The organism is Actinomycetospora sp. (genome assembly GCF_036497245.1).
In the GTDB taxonomy this organism is placed as follows: Bacteria; Actinomycetota; Actinomycetes; order Mycobacteriales; family Pseudonocardiaceae; genus Actinomycetospora.
The window spans coordinates 1-24,394 of sequence record NZ_DASXJS010000023.1 but is presented as its reverse complement, the minus strand read 5'-3'; the positions used below and the strand labels follow the sequence as shown (position 1 = coordinate 24,394).

Annotated in this window: 22 protein-coding genes; 8 read left to right on the top strand and 14 right to left on the bottom strand. The window is 73.9% G+C overall.

Annotation, left to right across the window (positions count from 1 at the left end; all coding sequences use genetic code 11):
• Positions 1-12 precede the first annotated feature (12 nt).
• The 6 genes from VGI02_RS03005 to VGI02_RS02980 all read right to left on the bottom strand — a co-directional run bounded on the left by VGI02_RS03005 (position 13) and on the right by VGI02_RS02980 (position 7,272).
• The gene (locus tag VGI02_RS03005) at positions 13-975 is read right to left on the bottom strand and encodes a pyridoxal-phosphate dependent enzyme (RefSeq protein ID WP_331625764.1); all 963 of its coding nucleotides are present in this window, start codon (positions 973-975) and stop codon (positions 13-15) included.
• Complete coding sequence (locus VGI02_RS03000) at positions 972-2,183, bottom strand: M24 family metallopeptidase (RefSeq protein WP_331625762.1); 1,212 nt, start codon at positions 2,181-2,183, stop codon at positions 972-974. The genes VGI02_RS03005 and VGI02_RS03000 overlap by 4 nt, the downstream gene beginning before the upstream one ends.
• Before the next feature lie 62 nt (positions 2,184-2,245).
• Positions 2,246-3,640: a M20/M25/M40 family metallo-hydrolase gene (locus VGI02_RS02995; RefSeq protein ID WP_331625761.1), complete on the bottom strand. Its 1,395-nt coding sequence runs from the start codon at positions 3,638-3,640 to the stop codon at positions 2,246-2,248.
• On the bottom strand, positions 3,637-4,659 hold the full coding sequence (locus VGI02_RS02990) for a D-2-hydroxyacid dehydrogenase (RefSeq protein ID WP_331625760.1): 1,023 nt from the start codon (positions 4,657-4,659) through the stop codon (positions 3,637-3,639). Before VGI02_RS02990 ends, VGI02_RS02995 begins: the two co-directional genes overlap by 4 nt.
• Positions 4,656-6,002 (bottom strand): MFS transporter, encoded by a 1,347-nt coding sequence (locus tag VGI02_RS02985; protein WP_331625759.1) that lies wholly within the window; start codon positions 6,000-6,002, stop codon positions 4,656-4,658. The genes VGI02_RS02990 and VGI02_RS02985 overlap by 4 nt, the downstream gene beginning before the upstream one ends.
• A gap of 16 nt (positions 6,003-6,018) precedes the next feature.
• Positions 6,019-7,272, bottom strand: coding sequence for an aminotransferase family protein (locus VGI02_RS02980; protein WP_331625758.1), 1,254 nt, complete (start codon positions 7,270-7,272; stop codon positions 6,019-6,021).
• A 79-nt stretch (positions 7,273-7,351) separates the two neighbouring features.
• On the opposite strand from VGI02_RS02980, the gene VGI02_RS02975 reads away from it, so the two are divergent.
• The 4 genes from VGI02_RS02975 to VGI02_RS02960 all read left to right on the top strand — a co-directional run bounded on the left by VGI02_RS02975 (position 7,352) and on the right by VGI02_RS02960 (position 12,597).
• Positions 7,352-8,035 (top strand): GntR family transcriptional regulator, encoded by a 684-nt coding sequence (locus tag VGI02_RS02975; RefSeq protein ID WP_331625757.1) that lies wholly within the window; start codon positions 7,352-7,354, stop codon positions 8,033-8,035.
• A gap of 317 nt (positions 8,036-8,352) precedes the next feature.
• Positions 8,353-9,099 (top strand): PadR family transcriptional regulator, encoded by a 747-nt coding sequence (locus tag VGI02_RS02970; RefSeq protein ID WP_331625756.1) that lies wholly within the window; start codon positions 8,353-8,355, stop codon positions 9,097-9,099.
• 279 nt (positions 9,100-9,378) lie between these two features.
• On the top strand, positions 9,379-10,329 hold the full coding sequence (locus tag VGI02_RS02965) for an alpha/beta fold hydrolase (RefSeq protein WP_331625774.1): 951 nt from the start codon (positions 9,379-9,381) through the stop codon (positions 10,327-10,329).
• Positions 10,330-10,440: 111 nt separating this feature from the next.
• A complete protein-coding gene (locus tag VGI02_RS02960; protein WP_331625755.1) occupies positions 10,441-12,597 on the top strand; it encodes a prolyl oligopeptidase family serine peptidase in 2,157 nt (718 codons plus the stop codon).
• A gap of 9 nt (positions 12,598-12,606) precedes the next feature.
• On the opposite strand, the gene VGI02_RS02955 is transcribed toward VGI02_RS02960, so the two are convergent.
• From VGI02_RS02955 to VGI02_RS02930, 6 genes are all read right to left on the bottom strand, one after another.
• Positions 12,607-12,993: a DUF3037 domain-containing protein gene (locus VGI02_RS02955; protein WP_331625754.1), complete on the bottom strand. Its 387-nt coding sequence runs from the start codon at positions 12,991-12,993 to the stop codon at positions 12,607-12,609.
• Positions 12,981-13,766 (bottom strand): HipA family kinase, encoded by a 786-nt coding sequence (locus VGI02_RS02950; RefSeq protein ID WP_331625753.1) that lies wholly within the window; start codon positions 13,764-13,766, stop codon positions 12,981-12,983. The genes VGI02_RS02955 and VGI02_RS02950 overlap by 13 nt, the downstream gene beginning before the upstream one ends.
• Before the next feature lie 13 nt (positions 13,767-13,779).
• Positions 13,780-14,280, bottom strand: a complete 501-nt coding sequence (locus VGI02_RS02945) for a GNAT family N-acetyltransferase (RefSeq protein WP_331625752.1) — start codon at positions 14,278-14,280, stop codon at positions 13,780-13,782.
• 122 nt (positions 14,281-14,402) lie between these two features.
• Complete coding sequence (locus tag VGI02_RS02940) at positions 14,403-15,404, bottom strand: molybdopterin-dependent oxidoreductase (protein WP_331625751.1); 1,002 nt, start codon at positions 15,402-15,404, stop codon at positions 14,403-14,405.
• A 9-nt stretch (positions 15,405-15,413) separates the two neighbouring features.
• Positions 15,414-16,751, bottom strand: coding sequence for a sensor histidine kinase (locus tag VGI02_RS02935; protein ID WP_331625750.1), 1,338 nt, complete (start codon positions 16,749-16,751; stop codon positions 15,414-15,416).
• A gap of 32 nt (positions 16,752-16,783) precedes the next feature.
• On the bottom strand, positions 16,784-17,446 hold the full coding sequence (locus VGI02_RS02930) for a response regulator transcription factor (protein WP_331625773.1): 663 nt from the start codon (positions 17,444-17,446) through the stop codon (positions 16,784-16,786).
• A 199-nt stretch (positions 17,447-17,645) separates the two neighbouring features.
• Here VGI02_RS02930 and VGI02_RS02925 point away from each other — a divergent pair, with 199 nt between their 5' ends.
• From VGI02_RS02925 to VGI02_RS02910, 4 genes are all read left to right on the top strand, one after another.
• Positions 17,646-18,725, top strand: coding sequence for a LolA family protein (locus VGI02_RS02925; protein ID WP_331625749.1), 1,080 nt, complete (start codon positions 17,646-17,648; stop codon positions 18,723-18,725).
• A gap of 26 nt (positions 18,726-18,751) precedes the next feature.
• Positions 18,752-19,720, top strand: coding sequence for an ABC transporter ATP-binding protein (locus VGI02_RS02920; RefSeq protein WP_331625772.1), 969 nt, complete (start codon positions 18,752-18,754; stop codon positions 19,718-19,720).
• Positions 19,717-20,586 carry an ABC transporter permease gene (locus tag VGI02_RS02915; protein WP_331625748.1) on the top strand — a complete coding sequence of 290 codons (870 nt, stop codon included), beginning with the start codon at positions 19,717-19,719 and terminating at the stop codon, positions 20,584-20,586. The genes VGI02_RS02920 and VGI02_RS02915 overlap by 4 nt, the downstream gene beginning before the upstream one ends.
• Before the next feature lie 228 nt (positions 20,587-20,814).
• Positions 20,815-21,231, top strand: coding sequence for a VOC family protein (locus VGI02_RS02910; RefSeq protein ID WP_331625747.1), 417 nt, complete (start codon positions 20,815-20,817; stop codon positions 21,229-21,231).
• Positions 21,232-21,289: 58 nt separating this feature from the next.
• Here the strand turns inward: VGI02_RS02910 and VGI02_RS02905 are convergent, their stop codons facing one another.
• Together VGI02_RS02905 and VGI02_RS02900 are read right to left on the bottom strand one after the other, a co-directional pair.
• The gene (locus tag VGI02_RS02905) at positions 21,290-21,757 is read right to left on the bottom strand and encodes a BLUF domain-containing protein (protein ID WP_331625746.1); all 468 of its coding nucleotides are present in this window, start codon (positions 21,755-21,757) and stop codon (positions 21,290-21,292) included.
• A 173-nt stretch (positions 21,758-21,930) separates the two neighbouring features.
• A partial coding sequence (locus VGI02_RS02900; protein ID WP_331625745.1) for a vitamin B12-dependent ribonucleotide reductase occupies positions 21,931-24,394 on the bottom strand: 2,464 nt, incomplete at its 5' end.

Here is a 24,394-nt window from a genome sequence, read left to right as displayed (position 1 = left end):
TCCGGACGGGGCTCACGACGTGTCCGCCCGCCCGGTGAGCAGGACGGCGACGCGCATCCCGCCGAACGCCTCGGGTCGTCCGGCCAGCAGGGCCGGCCCGGCCGCGGCGGCGGGCTCGACGGGATGCCCGAGGCCGTGGAGCTCCGCCGTGGCCGCGACGAGGTCCTCCTCGCCGACCAGCTCGACGCGCTCGAGCACCTCCCGGCACACCGCGAACGTCACCGCGTTGTCCGGGCCGAGGTCGCCCATGAGGGAGGTCGCGACGGTGTCGATCTCCGGGACCGGGACCGGGTGTCCCGCGGCGAGGGACCGGGCCATCGCGGGCGCCCGCTCGGCGGACACCCCCACCACCCGGGTCCGCGGCGAGGCCGCGCGCAGCGCGAGCCCGACGCCCGCGGCGAGCCCGCCGCCCGAGACCGGGACGAGCACCGCGTCGTAGTGGCCTGCGGCCAGTTCCAGCCCGAGCGTGCCCTGCCCGGCCACCACCTCCAGGTGGTCGAACGGCGGCACGAACACCTCGCCGTCCCGCGCCGCCGCGGACGCCGCCGCCCCGATCGCCGCGGTCTGGTCGGCCGCCGAGGCGTCCACGTGGGCCCCCGCCTCGGTCAGCGCGCGGACCCGCGACGCCGACACCGACGACGCCACGAACGCCCGCACCCGCAGTCCCGCCCGGGCGGCCACCGTCGCGACCGCCCGCGCGTGGTTGCCGGTGGACGCCGTCGTGACCCCGGTCGCGCCCCGCTCGGCCGCGGCGAGGACCGCGTTCGCCGCTCCGCGGATCTTGAAGCTGCCGCCGGGCTGGCGGTACTCGCAGACGAGGTCGACCGTGATCCCGAGGCGATCGGAGAGCACGTGGCTCGGCCGCACGGTCACCGGGTCGGCCACCGTCGACACCCGGGCCACGGCGGCCTCGACGTCGGCGACGGTGGGCAGCGCCGTCGTGATGGTCCGCGCCGCGTCGCCGTGCGCGGTCACGACGTCACCACCAGCTCGCGCGGCAGCGCCGAGAGCGGACGCGGGCCGGCGTCGGTGACGTGCACGGTCTCGGAGAGCGCGTACCCGAGGTCGTCGAGCCAGACCGCGACCATGAGGTGCAGGACGTGCCCGTCGACGAGCACCGTCTCGTCGCCGGGCGCGAGGCTGATCGTGCCCTCCATCCAGATCGTCTTCGGGAAGGAGATGCCGATCGAGTAGCCGATCCGGGCGGCCTTGGTGATCCCGAACGGCTCGACGACCTTCCGCCACGCCGCCTCGACGTCCTGGGCGCGGGCGCCGACCCGCATCGCCTCGAGGGCGGCGTCCATCCCGTCGGTGACGACGCCCTCGACCCGGCGGTAGCCCGGCGACGGCTCGCCGAGGTGGAAGCTGCGCGACAGTCCCGCCGCGTAGTTGTGCCGGTGCCCGCCCAGCTCGACGTAGACCGGCCCGGGGCCGTAGGTGCCCTCGCGCCAGCGCAGGTGCGGGTTGTTCGTGTTGTCCCCCATCGCCATGTAGGGCTGGGCGGGGGTGGACCCGATGAGGTCGCCGTGGCCGCGCACGAGCGCCGCGTAGATGTCGGCGGCGACATCGGCCTCGCGCGCCCCGGGCCGGATCGCCTCCCGCGCCACCTCCATCGCCGCGTCGCTGATGGCGGCCGCCTCGGTGATCACCGCGATCTCGGCCGGGGTCTTCACCGCGCGCACCCACTCGACGAGGCCGTCGCAGGACACGAACGACGAGGCGGGGAACGCCGCCCGCAGGATCTCGAGCTCTCGCGGGGTCAGCGTCCCGTCGAGCTCGACCCCCACCCTGGTCCGGTCGAACCCGCGCTCGGCGACGGTCGCCGCGACGACCGTGAACGGGTGCGCGCCGCGCGGGCCGTCGTTGATGCAGGACTCGGGATAGCCGACGAGCGACTCGTCGGACAGCCACGTCGTGACGCGGGCGCCCTGGACGTCCATCGCCCGCAGCACGAGCACGACCGGCGCCGCCGTCCTTCCCCCCGTCGCTCCGCTCGCCCCGCCGCAGGGCACCAGCAGCGCCTGCGGGACGTAGAACGAGTACGCGTCGTAGCCGGTCAGATAGAAGATGTTCTTCGGGTCGGTGACGACGAGCAGGTCCAGCCCGTCGCGGGCGGCGGCGTCGCGCACCCGGGCGAGACGGCCGGCGAGCTCGTCGCGGTCGAACGGCACGGTCGGGGTCATCGACGCACCTCCGGAGCGGGTCGGGATCAGGCGATCAGGCCTGGGAGATCAACACTTAGAGATCAACACTGGGAGATCAACTCGGTCCACATCGCCGTGGACAGCTCGAGACTGCGCAGGTCGACCCGCTCGTCGGGGCCGTGGAACATCCGCCGGAACTGCTCGGGGGTGGCGTAGCCCGAGTGCATCGAGAAGCCGTAGACCTCGGCCCCGGCCCGGCGGAAGTAGTCGGCGTCGGTCGACGCAGTGATCATCCCGGGCACGAGTCGGGTGCCGGGGACGAGCGCGTCGGCGATCCCGGCCACCGTGTCGCGCAGCGGGCTCGCCACCGGGGAGGACGTGGTCTCCAGGCGGTGGCGCCACACCAGGTCCACCCGGTCGGTCAGCCCGTCCAGGGCGCGGACGATCTCGGTCTCCACCTCCGTGCAGCTCTGGCCCGGCAGGATGCGGGCGTCGACGTCGATCTCGACGAGATCCGGGATGGCGTTGATGACGACGCCGCCCCGCGCGCCGGTCGGGGTGATCGTCAGGTGGGTGCACGCGTGCGCGTGGGCGGCCAGCGCCGGGTCACCGGTCGCCTCGGCGGTGGCGAGCACCGTCCCCGGGTCGAGCAGGCCGGCCGTGAGCTCGGCGTCGTACCCCATCGCGGCGACCCAGGCCTCCCACTCGGCAGGCAGTCGCGGTGCCACCCGGTGCTCCGCCAGCCGGCGGATCACCTCCGCCGCGGTGACCAGCGCGTTGTCCGCGCCGTGGGGCATGGCGGCGTGCCCGGCGCGGCCGTGCACGTCGAGGCGCAGCCACGCCGAGCCCTTCTCCGCGACCGCCCAGCTCAGGGCCGGGGTCGGGCCCGAGGTCAGCGGCCAGCCTCCGCCCTCGGTGACGACGCGGTCGGCCATGACCTCGTCGCGGTGGTGTTCGAGCAGGTACCGGGCGCCGTGCTCGGCGTGGCCCTCCTCGTCGGCGGCGGCCACGAACACGAGGTCGCCCCGCGGCCGGATCCCGCGACGCGCGGCGAGCCCGGCACGGCGCAGCGCCACGGCCATCGTCGCGGTGGTGTCGAGCATGTCGATCGCCCCGCGCCCCCAGACCATCCCGCCACCGCCGTCCCCCGTCGCTCCGCTCGCCCCGAGGTCGAGCTCCGCCGCGAAGGGGTCGCGGGTCCAATCGGCGTCCGTGGCGGGCACGACATCGGTGTGGCAGACCAGCCCGAGCGACGGGGCCGTCGGATCCGTACCGGGGAGCCGGGCGACGAGCGAGCGGCGACCCGGGGCGGCGTCGACGACGGCGGTGTCCACGACGTCGCCGAGGTAGGCCCGCAGCGTGTCCGCGGTGCGCACCTCGTGCCCGGAAGCGACGTCGCCGGTGTTCACGCAGCCGTTCCGGATCATCGTCGTGAGCAGTTCGACGACCTCGCCGGTCGCGGAATCCACACTTCCCCCGGCATGCGCGCTGCTCACGGCGTGCTCCCCGGCACGAACCCCGCGTCGCGGTCCACCACATTCTCCAGTGGACGCCCGTCGAGGAAGCGCTGCGCCTGCTCGACGAACAGCTCGGAGAGGACGCCGCGCCAGCCGGCCACGTCGCCGGAGCAGTGCGGCGAGATCAGCACGTGCGGCGCCGAGAACAGCGGATCGTCCGGCGGGAGGGGCTCGACGTCGGTGACGTCCAGCGACGCCGCCCCCAGCCGCCCGGCGTGCAGCGCCGCGACCAGCGCACCGGTGTCGACGATCGGCCCGCGGCCCACGTTGACCAGGTGGGCGTGCGGCGGCATCGCGTCCAGCACCTCGGCGGAGATCATCCCGCGCGTCGCCGGGGTCAGGGGGGCCGTGACGACGACGTGGTCGGCGTCCCCCACCGCCGCGACGGGGTCCTTCGCCAGTTCGGCCGCCCCCACGACCTCGTCGAAGTCCGGGTCGGCGTCCCGTGACGACCGCGCGATCCCGCGCACCCGCACCCCGACCGCGTGCAGCAGTCGTCCGGTCGCCCGCCCCAACGCCCCGGTCCCGACGACGACCGCGCGGGTGCCGGCGAGCCGCGTGTTCTCCCGGTAGTGCCAGCGGTGCGCGTCGGTGTCGCGGACGGTGGTGGCGAGGTCCTTGGCGTGCGCGAGGAGCAGCGCGAGGACGTACTCGGCGATCGGTGCGTCGAACACGCCCCGGCTGTTGGTGACCACCACCTCCGACGCACGCAGGGCGGGCGTCATGACGTGGTCGACCCCGGCCGCCGCCACGTGGATCCACGCCAGCCGGTCGGCCTGCTCCCAGGCCGCGACGAGCGCGGGCGAGAAGTGGTCCCACATGAGCAGCGCGTGGGCGCCGGGCAGCGCGTCGGCGAGGCCGTCGGCGTCCGTGTGCCGGATCTCCAGGCGGCCCTCGAGCCGGTCGAGCCCGGCGGGCGGCACGAGGCCGGCAGCCGAGAGGACGACCAGCACCGGGCCAGCGTCGTCGTTCGAGCCGTCGGGGACCGTCTCCGTCACGCGGCCACCGGGCGCGATGGCGCGTCGGCCGCCCGCGGGATCTCCGTCCCCCGCAGCGAGCAGCCGCGGGTCTCGGGCACGAACCACAGGGCCACCATCCCGATGACGAAGGCCACCATCATCACGTAGGCCGGGACCAGGTTCGACCCGGTCGCGCCGATGAGGCCCTCGCTGATCGCCGGTGCGGTGCCGCCGAAGATCGCGGTGGCGATGTTGTACGAGGCCGCGAACCCGACGTAGCGCACCTGGGTCGGGAACATGGCCGGGAACGTCGACGAGATGGTGCCCAGCTGCAGCGTGTAGATCAGGCCGAGCACCGAGAAGCCGATCAGCGCGCCGACGAAGCCCTGCGCCATGAGCAGGTAGGCCGGGATGACCAGCACGAACATGCCGATCAGCGACGTCCACCAGAGAGGCTTGCGGCCGACCCGGTCCGACCACGCCCCGGCGAGCGGCAGGAAGATGATCATCGCCGCCTGGCCGATCCCGATCAGGAGGTCGGTCGATCCCGAGCTCATCCCGATGGTCTCCTGCAGGTAGGTCGGGGAGTAGGTCAGCAGCGTGTAGTTGGCGACGTTGAGCGCCACGACCAGGCCGCCCAGCATGAGCAGCGGGCGCCAGTAGAGACGCACCAGGTCCGCGAGCCGCGTCCGCGTCGACTGCTCGACGCGCCCCTGCGCCTCGAGCTCCCGGAACACCGGCGTGTCCTCCAGCCGGGACCGCAGGTAGAGCCCGATGAGGCCGAGCGGCAGCCCGAGCAGGAACGGGACGCGCCATCCCCACGCGGCCATCGCCTCGGATCCGATCGAGGCCTCCGTGACACCGACGACGATGATCGCCAGGGTGAATCCGGACAGCGTCCCGACCTCGAGGAAGCTGCCGAAGAACCCGCGCCTGCGGTCCGGGGCGTACTCGGCCATGAAGGTGGCCGCCCCGCCGTACTCGCCGCCGGTCGCGAAGCCCTGCACCATCCGCAGGATCAGCAGCAGGATCGGCGCGAGCAGCCCGACCGACGCCGCGGTGGGCAGGACGCCGACCAGGAACGTCGCCGCGCTCATCACCAGGATGGTCATGGCCAGGACGGCCCGCCTGCCTATCCGGTCGCCGAGCGCGCCCCAGAAGATCCCGCCGAGGGGCCGGAGCACGAAGCTCACCGCGAAGACGAGCATCGCCGCGAGCGTGGAGTACTCGCCGGGGAAGAACGCGTCCCCGATCTGGGTGGCGACGTAGGCGTAGACGCCGTAGTCGAACCACTCGGTGGCGTTGCCGACCGCGGACGCGGCGATCGCGCGGCGGACGAGTGCCGGGTCGGCCTCGGCCGTTCCGGTGGGGCTCTGGCTCATGGGAGCTCTCCCGTGATCAGGGGACGCGTCGGTCGAGGGCCGTGCGGATCGTCGTCGCGATGTGGTCGACCTCGTCGTCGGTGACCACGAACGGCGGGCAGATCTGCAGGGTGTTCTCGTGGATGGCGCGCACGATCACGCCGCCGTCGGTGGCGTCGGCGGCCACTGCGGCACCGTCGACGTCCGTGCGCAGCGCGACGCCGGCCAGGAAGCCGGAGCCCGAACGCACCTCGGTGACCAACGGGTGGTCACGCAGCGGGTCGAGGACCTTGGTGAGCACGTCCTCGAGGGCCGCGGCCCGGGCGACGAGCTCCTCCTCGGCCAGGATGTCGAGGTTGGCCTCGGCGACCGCGCACGCGGTGGCGTGCCCGGAGTAGGTCAGGCCGTGGCGGAACATCGGCGTGTCCGGCTCGTCGGCGAAGAACCGGTCGGCCACGCGGGGCGCGACGAGGACCGCCCCGAGCGGGGCGTAGCCCGAGGTCAGGCCCTTGGCGAGCGTGACGACGTCGGGCTCCAGGTCCCACCGCTCGCTCGCGAACATCCGCCCGGTGCGCCCGAACCCGGTGATCACCTCGTCGGCGACGAAGAGCGCCCCGATCTCGCGGGCGAGCGCCTGGAGGCCCTCGAGGTAGCCCTCCGCGGGGCCGTGGACCCCGCCGGTGCCGATGACGGGCTCGGCGACGATCGCCGCCACCCGCTCCGGACCGATCTGGTCGATCTGCGCCCGGGCGCCGTCGAGATCGTTGGTCGGGATGCGCGCGGTGTCCGGTACGAGCGACGGCGAGCCGTACCCGTCGCGGTTGTCGGGCAGGCCCGCGATGGAGGTCCCCAGCCCGTGCAGGCCGTGGTAGGCCCGGTCCCGGGAGACCAGCACGGTGCGCGCCGTGTCCCCGGACAGCTGGGCGTGGCGCAGCGCGAGCTTGCAGGCGAGGTCGACGGAGTCGGACCCGCCGCTGGTCAGCATGACCTTGGCGCCGGCGACGGGCCCGAGCGCGGACAGCCGGTCGGCCAGGCGCAGAGCCGGCTCGTTCGCGAACCGCCCGAAGCAGTGATAGGTCTCGAGGCGGCACATCTGGTCGTAGGCCGCGCGGGCGATCCGCTCGCGTCCGTGCCCGACGTTCGTGTGCCAGAGCCCCGCGGTCGCGTCGAGCAACCGGCGGCCGTCGTCGGTCGTCACGTACGCGCCGTCGCCGCCGGCGATCGTCAGCCGGGTCCGCGCCGTGGTGGGCATGTGCGCCTGGCCGTGCCAGAGCGCCTCTCCGAGCGTCATCCGCGCCTCCCTGACCCGAGTAGGTGGCTCAAAACTGTAAGACAGTTCAGCAGTGAGACACAAGGTTTAGAGTGGAGGCGTGCGGGTCGACGAGGGGCTCACGGCCGGGATGACGGTGCGGCGCACCACCACCGCGCAGCAGGTCGCGGACGGGCTCGCGGAGCGGATCCTCGACGGACGGATCGCCCCCGGGGCACGGCTGCGCGAGAGCGCGATCGCCACCGACCTGAAGATCGCGCGGCCCACCGTCCGCGAGGCGGTGCGCATGCTCGAGCTGCGCGGACTGGTGCGCTACGAGGTGAACCGCGGCGCGGTGGTCATCTCCCCGACCCCGCAGGAGCTGGCGACCCTCTATGCCGCCCGCGCCGAGCTCGAGGTGGCCGCGGTGGCCTCACCCCGCCCGCCCGAGGCCATCGCGCGGGTCCGGGCCGCCCTCGAGGACCTGAGTCGGGCCGCCGCGACCCACGACCCGGAGCTGATCGTCGAGCGTGACCTCGCCTTCCACGCCGCGCTCGTGGGCATGCTGGGCGCGCGCCGGCTCGACGACTTCTACGCCCAGCTCACCCAGGAACTGCGCGTCTACCTGCTCGTCCTGTCCGTGTCCGACCGCGAGTACGAGCACTCCGACGCGGTCGTCGCCGAGCACAGCGCGATCGTCGAGGCGCTCGACTCCGGCGATCCCGACCATGCGGCCGCCGTCGTCCGGCACCACGTCGAGGCCAACGCCGCGCGCCTCACGGAGATCTTGACCCGGTCGACCTGACCTCGTGCCGGCGCTCCCGGGACCCCGTGACAGCGATGGCCCATTCCTGTCACTGGGCGAACGAGGGGCGTCATCCACTCACTGGAGCCCAGCCGATGTGACGACCGTCATATCGTTGAACGTGCAGTAGCGATATATCGTTGAGCCATCGCCGACAGTCGGCGAACACAACGAAAGGAACATTCACCATGTTCAGCACTCATGAGCGCCCGGACTGGGCGCATCGACACGGCGGCCCGGGTGGGTCGCACGAGCACCGGGGCGAGCCCGGCGGGCCGCGACGCGGTGCACGCCGGCGGGGTGGCCCGTTCGGTGGGATGGACTTCGGTCCCCCCTTCGGCGGCCCGTTCGGCCCCGGGGGTCCCCGCGGACGCGGCCGGGGTCGCGGACCGGAGGACGAGGGGCCGCAGGACGGCCCGGGTCCCGACGAGGGCGGCCCGTTCCCCGGTCCGTGGGGTCCGGGTGGACCGCGCGGTCGTCGGGGCGGTCCCGGTGGTCGCGGTCCCGGGGGCCGAGGCCACGGTCACGGCCCGGGTGGTCGTGGCCGGGGACGCCGCTCGAAGGGCGACATCCGCCTCGCGATCCTCGCGCTGCTGCGTGAAGAGGCCAAGCACGGCTACCAGATCATCCAGGAGATCGCGGAGCGCTCCGGCGGTTCGTGGAAGCCCAGCCCGGGCTCGGTCTACCCGACCGTCTCCCAGTTGGCCGACGAAGGCCTGGTCCACACCGAGAAGGAGTCCGGCCGCACGGTCGTGCACCTGACCGAGGAGGGCAAGCGCTACACCGAGGAGCACGCCGCCGAGCTGGACGCGGTGTGGTCACAGGTGGAGGCGGGCGCGGACGACGGCTTCGCCGATCTCCGCACCGCGGGCCGAGGGCTGGCCGGCGCGGTCGCCCAGATCGCCCAGGTCGGCACGTCCGAGCAGGTCACGCAGGCGACGAGCATCCTCGACGAGGCCCGGCGCCGGCTCTACCTGCTGCTCGCGGAGGTCGACACCCCCGCGTCGGAGACCGAGGTCGCCGAGGACGACGGGTCCGAGGGGCCGGTCACCGAGACCTCGTGACCGCCGGTCGCTCCGCCACATCCGCGAAACCTCCCCGTCACCGGACGTCACATGGCGCTCCTAGGCTCGATCTTCCGGTTGTCCGCAATCCGCGGGCACCCGGAAGATCGAGAGGAGCCAGAAGTGCTGGGACTGCTCCGGGCGACCTACGCCCTGCTCGGTCCCGTGCGTCCGGGACGGGGAGGTCCACCGGCCCCCGGGCCGGTGCTGCGCAGCGTGGCCGGTGAGCGCTGGGCACTGCAGTACCGCACGGTGCACGGATACCGACGAGCGTTCCGGATGGCGGGCTCCGGCCCGGTCCTGCTGCTGATCCACGGGATCGGCGACGACTCGTCGACCTGGGGCCCCGTCCTCGACGAGCTGGCGCGTGACCACACCGTGCTCGCCCCCGACCTCCTCGGCCACGGCGGTTCCGACAAGCCCCGCGGCGACTACTCGATCGGCGCCTACGCCAACGGGATGCGCGACCTGCTCTCGGTCCTCGACATCGACCGCGCGAGCCTCGTCGGGCACTCCCTCGGCGGCGGGGTGGCGATGCAGTTCGCCTACCAGTACCCGGAGCGCACCGAGCGGCTCGTGCTCGTCGGCGCGGGTGGCGTCTCCCAGGGAGTGAGCCCCGCGCTGCGGGCCGCGTCGCTGCCCTTCGCCGACCTCCTGCTCCCGGTCCTGGGCTGGCCGGGTGTGCGGTTCCAGACCGAGCTCGTCCTGCAGCTCGCCCAGCAGCTCGACACCGGCCTCGGTCGGGACGCCGAGGACTTCGTCCGACTCGTCGACGCGCTGCCCGACGCCACCAGCCGGTCCGCGTTCCTGCGGACGCTGCGCGCGGTGGTGGACTGGCGCGGGCAGGTGGTGACGATGCTCGACCGCTGCTACCTCACCGCAGGCATGCCCACCCTGCTGGTGTGGGGCGCCGACGACATGATCGTCCCCGTCGAGCACGGCCGGACCGCGCACGCCGCGATGCCGGAGAGCCGCCTGGAGGTCTTCGAGCGGGCAGGACACTTCCCGTTCCACTCCCACCCGCAACGGTTCCTCACGGTGCTGCGCGAGTTCCTCGCCACCACCAAGCCCGCGCACTGGAGCCCCGCCGAATGGCGCAGCCTCCTGCGGACCGGCAGGACCGACCGGGCAAGCGGCAGCCCCCGGGCCGGTCGGACGGTGGCGGACGACGGGCCTCCCGCGCCACGGACCAATGGCACGCAGGTCGCCCGGGTCGCCCACGGCCGCTGAGCCGAATGTCCCGGCGCGCGAGCAGGGCGCATCACCAGGGCGACTGATCGAGTGGGCCCCCTCTCGGCCCGGTCCGCGACGAGGGCACGCGGCGGCGGGCAGACTGGGAACGTGACCGAGTCCGCTCCCCCCGCCCCGGCCGACCCGACCACCGAGCACGACGCCGACGACCCCTACCTCTGGCTGGAGGACGTCACCGGCGACGAGGCCCTGTCCTGGGTCCGCGAGCGCAACGCCGAGAGCCTCGGGACACTCGCCGACGGCGAGCGGTTCACGGCCCTGCGCGACGGCCTGCGCGCCGTCCTCGACTCGGACGACCGCATCGCCTACACCCGCCGTCGGGGGGACCTGCTCTACAACTTCTGGCAGGACGCCGAGCACCCGCGTGGGCTGTGGCGACGCACCACGCTGGAGAGCTACCGCACCGGCGACCCGGACTGGGAGCTGCTGCTCGACGTCGACGCGCTCGCGACCGACGAGGACGAGAACTGGGTCTGGGCCGGTGCGGCGGCCCGCTGGCCGGACTACACGCGCGCGCTGGTGCAGCTCTCGCGCGGGGGCGCCGACGCGACCGTCGTGCGCGAGTTCGACCTGGACGCGAAACGCTTCGTGCCGGAGTCCCCCCAGGACGGATCCGCAGCCGGGTTCGCGCTACCCGAGGCCAAGAGCCGGATCTCGTGGATCGACGACGACACCGTGTTCGTCGGGACCGACCTCGGCCCCGGCTCGCTGACGACGTCGGGCTACCCGCGGGTGATGCGGCGCTGGTCGCGGGGCACGCCGGTGACGGACGCCCCGGTGGTCTTCGAGGCGGCCGAGACCGACGTGTCCGCGTTCGCCGGGCACGACCACACGGTCGGCTTCGAGCGCGACATCGTCGGCCGCAGCCCCGACTTCCACACCGCCGAGGAGTTCGTGCTGCGCCCGGACGGCACGCAGCTCCTCCTCGACGTTCCGCCCGACGCGGACACCGAGATGGAGCGGGCGTGGCTGCTGGTGCGCACCCGTTCGCCGTGGACCGTGGCGGGCACCGAGTACCCGGCGGGCGCGCTGCTCGCGTTCGGGGTCGAGGACTATCTCGCGGGCGGCCGTGAACCCACCGTGCTCTTCATGCCGACGCCGAGCCGGTCGCTCTCGGGCTGGGCGTGGACGCAGCACCACCTGATCCTCACGCTGCTCGAGGACGTGGCGACGCGCCTCGAGGTGCTGACGCCGCCGGCCACGGGAGGTCGACCGGCGCCGGAGGTCGCGTCGCCCGGAGCGTGGGCGCGGCGCGAGCTACCCGCCGCGGACGACTTCTCCGTGCTCGGCGTGGTGGGCGTCGACCCCGACCACAGCGACGAGGTCTTCCTCGACACCGACGGCTTCACCCGCCCGTCGACATTCGTGCGCACCGAGATCGGGGACACCGCCGCAGCGGACGCGCCGCTGGAGACGCTGCGCTCAGCGCCGGAGTTCTTCGACGCCGAGGGGGTCACGACGCGGCAGTTCTTCGCGACCTCCGACGACGGCACGACGGTGCCGTACTTCGTCGTCGGGAAGGAGCGCCCGACGCCGGGCCCGGTGCTGATGACCGGCTACGGGGGGTTCGAGATCTCCCGGACGCCCGCCTACTCCGGGGTGATGGGGCGCGGCTGGATCGAGGCGTCCCCGGAGCAGGGCTGGGACGGCGGCACGTACGTCGTCGCGAACATCCGCGGCGGCGGCGAGTACGGGCCCCAGTGGCACACCTCGGCGCTGCGCGAGCACCGGCACCGCGCGTACGAGGACTTCGCCGCCGTGGCCCGGGACCTCGTCGCGCGCGGGATCACGACGCCGGCGCAGCTCGCGATCCACGGCGGCTCCAACGGCGGCCTGCTCATGGGCGTGATGATCACGCGGTACCCGGAGCTGTTCGGGGCCGTCGTCGTGATGGTGCCGCTGCTGGACATGCGGCGGTTCCACCTGCTGCTCGCGGGGGCATCGTGGATGGCCGAGTACGGCGACCCCGACGACCCCGACGACTGGGCCTTCATCTCCGGGTACTCGCCGTACCAGCAGCTGGCCGAGGACCCGTCGTACCCGGCGATCCTCGTGACGACCTCGACCCGCGACGACCGCGTGCACCCCGGGCACGCGCGGAAGTTCGTCGCGCGGCTGCGGGAGTACGGGCACCCGGTGGAGTACTACGAGAACGTCGAGGGCGGGCACGGCGGTGCGGCCGACAACGCGCAGCGGGCCTTCCAGTGGGCGCTGGTCCTGGAGTTCTGCCGCCGCCGCGTGGGGTGAGCCCGGCCCTCAGACCAGGCGGGCCAGCAGGCGGTCGACCTCGTCCTCGGGGTCGTCGGTCAGCCCGGTGTGCACGGGTCCGGGCTGCACCACGGTCGACCGCGGCGCGGTGAGCCACCGGAAGCGCTCGCCGGCCGAGAGCACGCCGGCCGGGCCCTCCCCCGCCACCGTGCGCTCCCAGGCGTGCACCGCGGTCGCGACCTCCTCGACGTCGAGGTCCGGTGCGAGCGCCGCGAGCCGCACGGTGTCCAGCGCCAGCCGGATCGTCAGGTGCACCTCGTGGCGGCAGTAGAGGAGCACGCCGACGTTCACGCACTCGCCGCGGTCGACCCGGGGCACGACCCGCAGCGCCGCCCACTCGTAGGTGTTCTTCGGGGCGGCGTTCACGGCGCCCACGTCCGATCCGCCAGCCGTGCCAACAGGTGCTCCACGTAGGCCGTCCGCGCCGCGGCCACCGATGAGAAGAACGGGTCCTCGGCGAGCCACTCCTCGGGCACTGCCGCGACCACCGACTCGAGCACCGGGCGCGTCACCATCGGTGCGAGCGCGTGGTCGGCCGCCGCCCGCGACGGCGCCGTCGTGAACGGTGCGAGCACGTGGTCGGCGGTGTCGTAGGCCCGCCCGACGACGCCGTGCGCCCGCGCCCAGGAGTGGTGGAAGTAGAGGCAGGCGCCGTGGTCGATGCACCACAGCCGGCTCGAGGGGCGCGCGGAGCGACGGGGGAAGGAGGTCGGCCAGCGCAGCAGGTTCGGGTTGCGCCAGGAGCGGTCCACGTTCTCGACGAGCGCGTCGAACCACAGCACGCGCGCGGCCTCGTCGGGGTCCACCGCGTGCGCCACCGGATCGAACCCGATCGCCCCGGGCAGAAAGTCCATCCCGAGGTTCGGGCCGCCGGAGCGCGCGAGCAGTTCCTGGACCTCCCAGTCGGGTTCGGCCCGGGCGACGACCGGGTCCAGGTCGACGACGACGAGCTCGGGCACCCGCAGTCCCAGCGTGCGCCCCAGCTCGCCGGCCACGACCTCCGCGACGAGCGCCTTCACGCCCTGACCCGCGCCGGTGAACTTGACGACGTAGGTGCCGAGGTCGTCGGCCTCGACGACTCCGGGCAGGGATCCGCCCTCGCGCAGCGGCGTGACATAGCGGGTGGCGGTGACGCGGCCGAGCCTCACGAGAGGTCCGGCGTCACGTCAGGTCCAGCGCGTACCAGACCTGGGCGTGGGGGTTGTCGTTGTAGGCCTCGACCTCGACGAACCCGGCCCGCTCGTAGAGCGTGCGGGCCTCGACCAGGTCGGCGCGCGAGTCGAGCACCAGCCGCGCGAGCCCGGCCTCACGGGTGAGGCGCACGACCTCGTCGAGCAGGAGCTTCCCGACGCCGAGCCCGCGCACCTCGTGCGAGCTCCACATCCGCTTGATCTCGGCGGCGTCCTCCGGCACGCCGGGTCCGCGCCAGCGCAGCCCGACGCAGCCGACGGCGGCCCCGTCGTCCTCGACGGCGACCAGGAACGTCCCGTCCGGCGCGACGAGCCCGTCGCTCGAGTTCTCGTCGCCGAACGCGGCGACCTCGTCCTCGGCGGCCGGCCTGCCGTGCATGCGACTGATGACGTCGTGCAGGTAGCCGCGCAGTGCGCCGAGGCCCGGCTCGACGTCGGGATGGGCCTCACGGAGGACGATCGTCGTGCTCACGACGCCATTGTGTCCCCCCGGTCCACCCGGTCGGCGCGGCCCGGCACCCGGACCACGCGTGGCGGTTCGGGCTCGCGCGCGTGCTCGACGGCCTGGCGGTGCTGATCGACGGGTGACGGGAGTCAGTACCCGGTGCCGGGCACCCGCACGGTGACCACGTGCGCCGCGTTCCGCGCAGCGGCGTCGGGCTGGACCCGCCCGGCGGCGTCGGTCGCGGACGCGGCGATCACGTGCTCACCCGGCCCGAGCGGGACCCGTGCCCGGAAGCCCTGCCACGCCGGCGCGTCCGTCGTCCGGGGGTCGAGGTCGACCGCCGTGGACGTCCCGTCGACGGTCACCCGCACCGCCGTCACCTCCTCGACGCTCCACGCCCAGCCGGTGACGACGACCCCGTCGGCGCTCGCGACGACCCCGTCGGCGCTCGCGACGACGGCGCCCTCGGCGGGGGAGGTGATCGCGCAGTTCACGTCGAGCGCCCGGACCGGCACCGGCTCCCCGTCGGGACCCGGGCGCAGGTAGAGCCGGGTGGTGAACAGGTGCTCGGGGCGGCGGTCCGCGAGCGTCAGGCGGGTCAGCCACTTGACGCTGTTGGTGCCGAAGTAGCCGGGCACGACGAGGCGCAGTGGGCCGCCGCGCCCGGTCGGGAGCGGGGCGTCGTTGACCGCGTACGCCACCAGTGCCCGGTCCAGGACCTCGCCGAGCGGGAGGTCCTTGAGGTAGTCGTCGGCGGCGATCCCGCCGAACTCGCCGTGGTCGGCGCCTCGCGCCCACACCGAGTCCGCCTCCTCCAACGGCGCGGCGAGCGCGAGGACGTCGCCGAGGCGGGCGCCGGTCCACACGAGGTTCGCCACCCGCCGCACCGGGACCCCGGGCTCGAGGGGGTTGCCGAAGCACTCGTGCACCGACTCCACCCGGTGGGCCGGGAGGGCGCGGACGTCGGCCGGGGTCAGGTGCACCGCCCGCGCGACGAGGCCGTCGACGACGACGGGACGGTCCGGCTCCTCGACCGCGAGCCCGAAGTGGCCGATGACGAACGCGTCGTCGAGGGCGGTCACCCGGCTCGCGAGGCGTTCCGGCGGGACGAGGCGGCGCACGGCGGTCGCCGGGTCCATCGTCGCGCGCACAGGCCGAGCCTAGGCCGGGCCGCCAGGGGTGGCCGCCGGCCATCGCACCGTCAGGCGCGCGCCGCCGTCGGGGGACCGACCGGCGCGCACCGTCCCGCCGCGCCCCTCGACGAGCCGCGCGACGAGCGCCAGGCCGAGGCCCGCGCCGGACGCGCCGGTGGTGGCGTCGAGCCGGGTGAAGCGGTCGAACACGCGCTCGCGGTCGGCGGGCGGGATGCCGGGGCCGTCGTCGTCGACGAGCAGCCGCACCCACCGCCCGGCCGGCACGGCCGACACGTGCACCACGGAGCGGGCGTGACGGCGGGCGTTGGCGAGCAGGTTGTCCAGCACCAGCCCCACCTCGGCCTCGGTCGCGGCGGCACGCACCGGGACCGGGGCCCAGACCGTGGTCGCGACGGCGTGGTCGGGTCCGCAGTCCTCGGGCGAGCGGGCGAGGGCCTCGCCGACCGCCGTCGCCAGGTCCACGGGTGTGGGCCCGCCCGGCGTGGCGCCCTCGGCGCGGGCGAGCGCGAGGAGGTCCGCTACCAAGTCGGAGAGCCGCTCGGCGTCGCGCGCGACGGTGCGCCAGGCCTCACGGTCCTCCTGCGAGGAGCCCGGTGACGGGTGGGCGACCGCGACCTCGGCCTGCGCCCGCAGCGACGCGATCGGCGAGCGAAGCTCGTGGGCCGCGTCGTCGGAGAAGCGCCGGAGCCGGTCGACGGCGTCGTCACGCCGGGCGAGCAGGGCGTTGATCTCGACGGCGAGGGCCGACAGCTCGTCGGCGGCGACCGGCACGGGCAGCCGCTCCCCCGTGCCGGTCCTCGCGGCGGCCGCCCGCATCCGGTCGACGGGCCGCAGTGCCGCGCGGGTCGCGATCCACGCGGCCCCGGTGAGCGCCGCCGCCGCGACCAGCACGCCGGGGAGGAACCAGCCGGCGGCGTCGCGCAGCAGGACCACCGCGGCGAGCAGGTCCCGGGCGGCGAGCACCAGCCGTGGCGACCCGTCGGGCAGCGTCACCGGCACCGCCACCCACCGGCTGAGCCCACCGGGACCACCGACGGTCACCGGCACGCCCGCGGCGAGGCTGTGCACCGCGGCCGGGTCGAGCGGGACCGGACCCCGGCCGTCGGTCGGGGCGCCCGCGACGTCCACAACGCGCACGCCGGGCGGGGCGGGCGTTCCCGCTGTGACCGCAGCGGACCCGATGGCTGCGCGCTCCCGCAGCTCGCCGTCCCCCGCCGCGACCACCGCGCTGAGCAGCAGGCCCGCCCCGAGCCGGGCGAGCGCGACCAGCACGACGACGGCCACGAGCGCGACCACCAGCGTGATCCGCGTCCGCAGCCCCCGCCGGGTCCACCAGCGGCGCAACCCGCCCCCTCCACCACGAGGACAGGAGGCGCTCATGACCGGGGGTCGAGGCGGTACCCGCGCCCTCGGACCGTGGTGACGAGGTCCCCCGCGCCGGCCGCCGCGAGCTTGCGGCGCAGGTAGCCGACGTAGACCTCGACGACGTTGCGCGCCGCCGCGCCCTCGCCCCACACCGCGGTGAGCAGCTCGTCCTTGGTGACCGTCTCGCCCGGCCGCGTCGCGAGGGCGTGGAGCACGCCGGTCTCCCGGTTGGACAGTTCGATCTCGCGGCCCTCCCAGCTCGAGGTTCCCGCGCCCGGGTCGACGGTCAGCGCGCCCAGCACCACCCGCGCGGGCGCCGGTCCGCGGCGACGCAGCAGCGCACGGAGCTGGGCGACCAGCACGACGAACGAGAACGGTTTCACGAGGTAGCCGTCGGCGCCGAGGTCGAGCCCGTCCGCCTGGTCGACCTCCCCGTCCTTCGCGGACAGCAGCAGCACGGGGGTCTCGACGCCGCCCGCGCGCAACCGCTCGAGGACGCGGTAGCCGGACAGGCCGGGCAGGACGATGTCGAGCACGACGGCGTCGAACGCGCCGGTCTCGGCGTGCGCGAGGCCGGCCGCGCCGTCGCCGACCGCGACGACCTCCATGCCCTCCGCGCCCAGCCCGCGGGTCAGTGCCGCGCGCACACCCGGCTCGTCGTCGACGACCAGCACGCGGGGCACGTCACCGAAGGTAGCGCCGTGTTCCCTGTGACGGTCTCAGCGACGACGGGTCGTCCCTGCCCTCCTTGCCATGATCACCGGGTGCGTATCGGTCCGGGTGCGCCCGTCGAGACCGATAGGTGCCCGGTGATCAAGGGACGCCGACCGGAGGCTGTGGGTGTCTCAGGAAGCGCCGCTCAGGATGGAGCCCATGAGCAGGAGACAGCGGTGGGGCGCAGGGTTGGTGGGCGCCGTGGCGGCGGGCGCGATCGCGATCGGGGTGGCCGTCGCGCCGGGTGCGGCCGCGGCACCGCAGCTGCCACCGGTGAGCCCCGAGGACCTCGTCGCCTCGGTGATCACCGCGAAGCCCGGCCCGATGAACGGCACCGTCACCGTCGACAACGAGCTCGGTCTGCCCGCGATCCCGCAGGCGCCGCAGCTGGGGAACGGCTCGTCGACGGTCCGGGTGTGGTCGAACGGCGACGGGAAGGGCCGGGTGGCGCTGCCCTCCCCCGACGGCGAGCGCACGCTCGTCTCGGACGGCACGACGCGCTGGTCCTACGACTCGTCCGACCGCACCGCCACGAAGGCCCCGGCGCACCCGGCGACCCCGCAGGCGCGGCCCGACCTCCCCGGCGGGATCGACCCGCAGACCGACCCGGCGGGCGCGGCGACCGCGATGATCGCCGACCTGCGCAAGACGAGCACGGTCTCCGTCGACGGCACCGCCGAGGTCGCGGGCCGGCCCGCGTACCAGCTCGTGCTCACCCCCGCGCCGAGCGAGCGAACCCTGCTGCGCGAGGTCCGCGTGTCCGTCGACGCCGAGAAGCGCCTCCCGCTCCAGCTCACGGTGCTCGCGACCGGCGCACCGCAGCCGGCGCTGACGGTCGGCTTCTCCGACCTCACCTTCGGCCCGCAGGACCCGTCGCTGTTCACCTTCACGCCGCCGCCCGGGACGACCGTCAAGGACGCCCCCGCCCGCGGCCAGCGCGGTGACCACGGCGGCCCGCCCGCCGGGGCCCAGGCACCCCGCACCGTCGGCGACGGCTGGGACCGCGTCGTGATCGCGCAGCGACCCGCGACCCCGCCGAACCAGCCCGGCCAGCCGGGTCAGCCGGACCGGCCGGGGAATGCTCCCGACCTCTCCGCCCTCGGCAGCCCCGTCAGCGGACCGTGGGGCCAGGGACACCTGATCACCACCGCCGTCGCGACCGCGATCGTCACCGACGACGGTCGCATCGCCGCCGGGGCCGTGCCGGAGCAGGTCCTCTCCGAGGCGCTCGGCCGGTGACCGCGGCACCTGGGACGCTCGAGCACGTGCCGTCCCCCGACGCCCCCGACGACGAGCCGACCCCCGCCGCCCGGGCGCGGGGCCTGCGCAAGACGTTCGGGTCGGTCGTGGCCGTCGACGGGGTCGACCTGGACCTGCCTTCCGGCGCGATCGTCGGGATGCTCGGGCCGAACGGGTCCGGGAAGACCACGCTGATCCGGATGCTGCTCGGGCTGACCCGCCCCACCGCGGGAAGCGTCGAACTGCTCGGCCGAACCGGGGACGACCTCCCGGCCGCCCTGCCCGACGTCGGTGCCCTCGTCGAGGGACCGGGGTTCCACCCGTTCCTCTCGGGGCGGGACAACCTGCTCCGGGCGGCGGCCACCGAACCTCGGCTCGACGGTGATCTGCGGACGCCCGTCGACGCGGCGCTGGAGCGGGTGGGGCTCGCCGGTGGGGCGAGCGGAGCGACGGGGGGAGACAACGCCGCCCGACGCCGCTACCGGGGTTACTCGCTCGGGATGAAGCAGCGTCTCGGTCTGGCCGCCGCACTGCTCGTACCGCGGCGGCTCGTGGTGCTCGACGAGCCCACCAACGGCCTCGACCCGGCGGGCACCCGCGACGTCCGCCGGGTCATCGCCGAACTGCACGACGCCGGCACCACGGTGCTGCTCTCCTCCCACCTCCTCGCCGAGGTGGAGGCGGTGTGCACCCACGTCGCGGTCCTGCAGCGGGGCTCGCTGCTCGTCTCCGGTGAGCTGTCCGGCCTGCTCGACGCCGGCGCCGGCGAGCTGGTCGTCACCACCGACGATCCCGACGCGGCCCTCGACGCCCTGCGGGGCGAGGGCGGCGGCGCCTATCTGCGCGACGGCGGGGTGGTGGTCCCCTCGGGGCCGCTGGAGCCGCCGGAGGTCGTCGCGACGCTGGTGCGCGCCGGGGTCGGGGTGTGGGAAGTGCACCGGCGCCGGGCCCACCTCGAGGAACTGTTCGCCCGCCTGACCGAGGAGGACGCGTGACCACCGCCGTGAGCCCCACCGCGACCGGCCGTGCGGCCACCCGCACCTCGGCGCCCCTGGGACGCCTGCTCGGCGCGGAGCTGCGGTGGGTGCTGCGCCGACCGCGGACGCTGGTCGTGCTGGGGCTGCTCGCCCTCGTGCCGCTGGCGATCGCGATCGGGATCGCGACGACGGGCGGGCCGTCGTCCGGGCGCGGTCCCGGCCTCGTCGCCCAGGTCGCCGGCAACGGGTTCGTGCTGCCCGTCGTCGCCCTCGGGCTGTCGCTGGCGCTGCTCCTGCCACTGGCCGTCGCGAGCGCCGCCGCCGACGCGGTCGCGGGCGAGGCCGCGACCGGCACGCTGCGCGGGCTGCTGCTCGCCCCGGTCGGGCGGATGCGGCTGATCGTCATGAAGTCCGCCGGGGTGGTGACGGTCGCCGTGCTCGCGGTGCTGCTCATCGCGGTGGTCGGGATGGTGGCCGGCACCGTCGTGGTCGGCGGCGCCCAAGGCACGCTCGTGACGCTCTCGGGCACGTCGCTCGGTGTGGGCGAGGCGCTGGGACGGATCGCGCTGGTCGCGGTGTGGACGGTCGGGCAGCTGCTCGCGATCGGGGCGGTGGCGCTGGCGATCTCGACACTCACCGAGCACCCGCTCGTCGTGCTCGCCTCGGTCCTCGGCGGGCTCATCGTGTTCGGGGTGCTCTCCGCGATCCCCTCACTGGAGTGGCTGCAGCCGCTGCTGCTGACCACCGGGTTCACCGCGGGCACCGACGTGCTCCGCGATCCCCTGCCGCTCGACGGCCTGGCGTCGTCCACGGTCCGCGCGCTCGTCTACATCGCGATCGGACTCGGCGTCACCGTCGTGCGGATGCGGCGCCGGGACGCTTGACGTCCCGTCCGGAGTCCTTGCTCGTTCCCGCCAGGGGCACATTGCGCAGGTCACGAGCCCGCCGAACCTGCGCCCAGTGCTCCTGATCTTGCGGGTGGGGTGGGCTCCGGCAGGGGCCGCCATGGAGCGGACCCGGACGGTCCTTGATGGGGATCCTGGCGTCCCACTAGCGTACTGCGGCATTCCGATCCGGACATCCCGACCGGTTCCCGAGCCCCGGAGCAGCTCATGACCACCCCGACCGACACGCCGACCACCGTCAACAACATCGGCGTCGTCATGTTCACCGTGTCCGACGTGGACGCCTCGATCGCCTTCTACCGGGACCGCCTCGGTTGGGAGGTCCGGGGCGACATGTCGTTCGGCGAGAACGGCGAGAACCGGTGGGTGGAGGTGGCACCGCCCGGGTCGGTGGCCCGCCTCGCGCTGAACCCGTCGATGTTCGACGAGCCGGGCGGCACCTCGATCGGCGTCGAGACGACCGACGTCGTCGGGGAGCACCGCCGGCTGTCGGCGATCGGCGGGATCGACCTCGAGCCCGAGCCCATGCGGACGCCCGGCGCGCCGCTGATGTTCATGCTGCGCGACCCGGACCAGAACGTCGTCGTCGTGGTCGAGGCCCTCCCGGCCGGCGGGGGCTCCTGAGCGACCCGTCACCACACCCGGCAAGAGCAGCCGGGTGCGGTCACGGACGCGCGTCGGATCAGGCCGGGGCGCCACGCACCCGGTCACGCATCGAAGCGATGATCACGTCCTCCTCGGGCGTGGTCAGCCGGGGAACGCTGACGTCGACGGCGCCCTCCCACTGGTCCCCGCCGAGCGGGATGTCGGCCTCGTCGTCCTCGGAGATCCGGGCCATCGACCATCGCCCGAAGGTCCGTCCGACACCCGCGTTCGTGTCGACGACCTCGACCTGCTCGTGGCGCGGATCCTGATGGATCGTGTCGTAGAGAGCGCGGACGACGCCCTCCTCCCCTTCCAGGGTCTGGACGACGTTGTCCCCCCACACGACCAACGCCCCGGTGATTCCGTGCTCCGGGTTCTTCGTCCGAGCTGTGGTCAGGATCTTCGCCAGCTCGACCTTGAGATCGTCCGCGGGGATCGTCAACCGACTGCGATAGATGAGACGGAACACCGGCCCGCCCTCGGTGCTCGTGCTGTCGTCAGGCATGTCGTCGACTCCCTCGTGCTGACCACGCACCCTGCCGACCCTCTGCTCGAGTCGATCGTGGTGCGCGTCATTGCGGAAGGTAGACGCGTATGACCGTGATCACAGGATAGGCGGACAGCTGTCCCGATCGGCCGTGCCCGGGGTGGGGTCGGCGACGCCGACCCCACCCGTTCTCAGCTGCAACCGCTGGTCGAACCGCAGCCCTCGCAGACGTAGCAGGAGCCGGCTGGACGCATCTTCGTGCCGCAGGTCAGGCACAGCGGCGCGTCGGCCGCCTTGCCCTGCTGCAGCTCGAGGAGCTCGGTCGAGCTGCCGACCGAGATGTCCGCCCTGCGGGACCCGGCCTCCTCCCTCGCGGCCGCCGCCGGAGCGGCGTCGACCGTGGAGCGCAGGTTCTCGACCTCCGGGGCGTCGGCCGAGCCGTAGTCCGCCGCGACCTGGGCGGTCCGCTCGTCGGCCGAGAAGATGCCCAGCTGGGCACGCTTCTCGTAGGGCAGATGATCCAGCGCGATCCGACGGAACAGGTAGTCGACGATGCTCGACGCCATCCGCACGTCCGGGTCGTCGGTCATGCCGGCCGGCTCGAAGCGCATGTTCACGAACTTCGACACGTAGGTCTCCAGCGGCACGCCGTACTGCAGCGCTATGGAGATGGCCATCGAGAACGCGTCCATGACGCCGGCGAGCGTCGAGCCCTGCTTGGACATCTTGACGAAGATCTCGCCGAGACCGGCGTCGGGGTACGAGCCCGCCGTCATGTAGCCCTCGGCACCGGCGACCGCGAACGACACCGTCTCGCTCGGGCGCTTCTTCGGCAGCCGCTTGCGGACCGGGCGGTGCTCGGTGACGGCGGCCTCCGCGGTCGACGCCGACGACGTGCTGCCCGACTTCCCGGTGGACAGCGGCTGCCCGACCTTGCAGTTGTCGCGGTAGATCGCGAGCGCCTTGAGCCCAAGCTTCCAGGACTCGAAGTAGATCTCCTCGACCTCTTCGACGGACGCCCGCTCGGGCATGTTGACCGTCTTCGAGATCGCGCCGGAGATGAACGGCTGGACCGCCGCCATCATGCGGACGTGGCCCATCGGGGCGATGGCACGCGCCCCCATCGCGCAGTCGAAGACCTCGTAGTGCTCGGGGCGCAGGCCCGGGGCGTCGATGACGTGCCCGTGCTCGGCGATGAACTCGACGATCGCCTCGACCTGCTCGTCCTGGTAGCCCAGCGACGAGAGCGCCTTCGGGACGGTCTGGTTGACGATCTGCATCGAGCCGCCGCCGACCAGCTTCTTGAACTTGACCAGCGAGAAGTCCGGCTCCACCCCGGTGGTGTCGCAGTCCATCATGAAGCCGATGGTGCCGGTGGGGGCGAGCACGCTGGCCTGCGCGTTGCGCCACCCGTGACGGGCGCCGATCTCGAGGCCGGTCTGCCACTGCTCGGTGGCCGCGTCGCGGATGCGGGAGTCCTCGCGGTGCAGCGTGCGGATCGCGTCGTTCGCCGCGGCGTGCTTGCGCATGACCCGGCGGTGGGCGTCGGCGTTGCGGGCGTAGCCGTGGTAGGGCGCCACCGCCCCGGCGAGCTCGGCCGAGCGGCGGTAGGCGGTCCCGGTCATGAGCGAGGTGATCCCGGCGGCCAGCGCCTGCCCGCCCGCCGAGTCGTACGCGTGGCCGGTCGCCATGAGCAGCGCCCCGAGGTTCGCGTAGCCGATCCCGAGCTGGCGGAACGCCCGCGTGGTGTCGCCGATCGACTGGGTCGGGAAGTCCGCGAAGCTGATCGAGATGTCCATCGCGGTGATGACCAGCTCGACCGAGCGCACGAAGCCCTCGACGTCGAACCGGCCGTCGTCGCCCAGGAACTTCATGAGGTTGAGCGACGCGAGGTTGCAGCTGGAGTTGTCCAGGTGCAGGTACTCCGAGCAGGGGTTGGACGCGGTGATGCGCCCGGACTCCGGCGAGGTGTGCCAGTCGTTGATCGTGTCGTCGTACTGCAGGCCCGGGTCGGCGCACTCCCAGGCCGCCTCGGCCATCTTGCGGAAGAGGCCCTTCGCGTCGACGGTGTCGATGACCTCACCGGTCATGCGGGCGCGCATGCCGAACTCGCTGCCGGACTGGACGGCGCGCATGAACTCGTCGGAGACGCGCACCGAGTTGTTCGCGTTCTGGTACTGGACCGAGGCGATGTCCGCGCCGCCGAGGTCCATGTCGAACCCGTTGTCGCGCAGAACGCGGATCTTCCGCTCCTCCTGGCGCTTGGTCTCGATGAACTCGGCGACGTCCGGGTGGTCGACGTCGAGCACGACCATCTTGGCCGCGCGCCGCGTGGCGCCGCCCGACTTGATCGTCCCGGCGGACGCGTCGGCGCCGCGCATGAACGACACCGGCCCGGAGGCGGTGCCGCCGGAGGACAGCAGTTCCTTCGACGAGCGGATGCGCGAGAGGTTCAGGCCGGCACCGGAGCCGCCCTTGAAGATCAGGCCCTCCTCGCGGTACCAGTTCAGGATCGACTCCATGGTGTCGTCCACGGAGAGGATGAAGCAGGCGCTCACCTGCTGCGGCGAGGCCGTGCCGACGTTGAACCAGACCGGCGAGTTGAAGCTGAAGTACTGGTGCAGCAGCATCCAGGTCAGCTCGTGGGAGAACACC

Coding starts and splice junctions, on each gene's coding strand:
- VGI02_RS03000 (WP_331625762.1), bottom strand. CDS start 2,183: ATGACCCCGACCGTGCCGTTCGACCGCGACGAGCTCGCCGGCCGTCTC.
- VGI02_RS02985 (WP_331625759.1), bottom strand. CDS start 6,002: ATGAGCCAGAGCCCCACCGGAACGGCCGAGGCCGACCCGGCACTCGTC.
- VGI02_RS02980 (WP_331625758.1), bottom strand. CDS start 7,272: ATGACGCTCGGAGAGGCGCTCTGGCACGGCCAGGCGCACATGCCCACC.
- VGI02_RS02970 (WP_331625756.1), top strand. CDS start 8,353: ATGGACTTCGGTCCCCCCTTCGGCGGCCCGTTCGGCCCCGGGGGTCCC.
- VGI02_RS02965 (WP_331625774.1), top strand. CDS start 9,379: ATGGCGGGCTCCGGCCCGGTCCTGCTGCTGATCCACGGGATCGGCGAC.
- VGI02_RS02925 (WP_331625749.1), top strand. CDS start 17,646: ATGAGCAGGAGACAGCGGTGGGGCGCAGGGTTGGTGGGCGCCGTGGCG.
- VGI02_RS02910 (WP_331625747.1), top strand. CDS start 20,815: ATGACCACCCCGACCGACACGCCGACCACCGTCAACAACATCGGCGTC.
- VGI02_RS02905 (WP_331625746.1), bottom strand. CDS start 21,757: ATGCCTGACGACAGCACGAGCACCGAGGGCGGGCCGGTGTTCCGTCTC.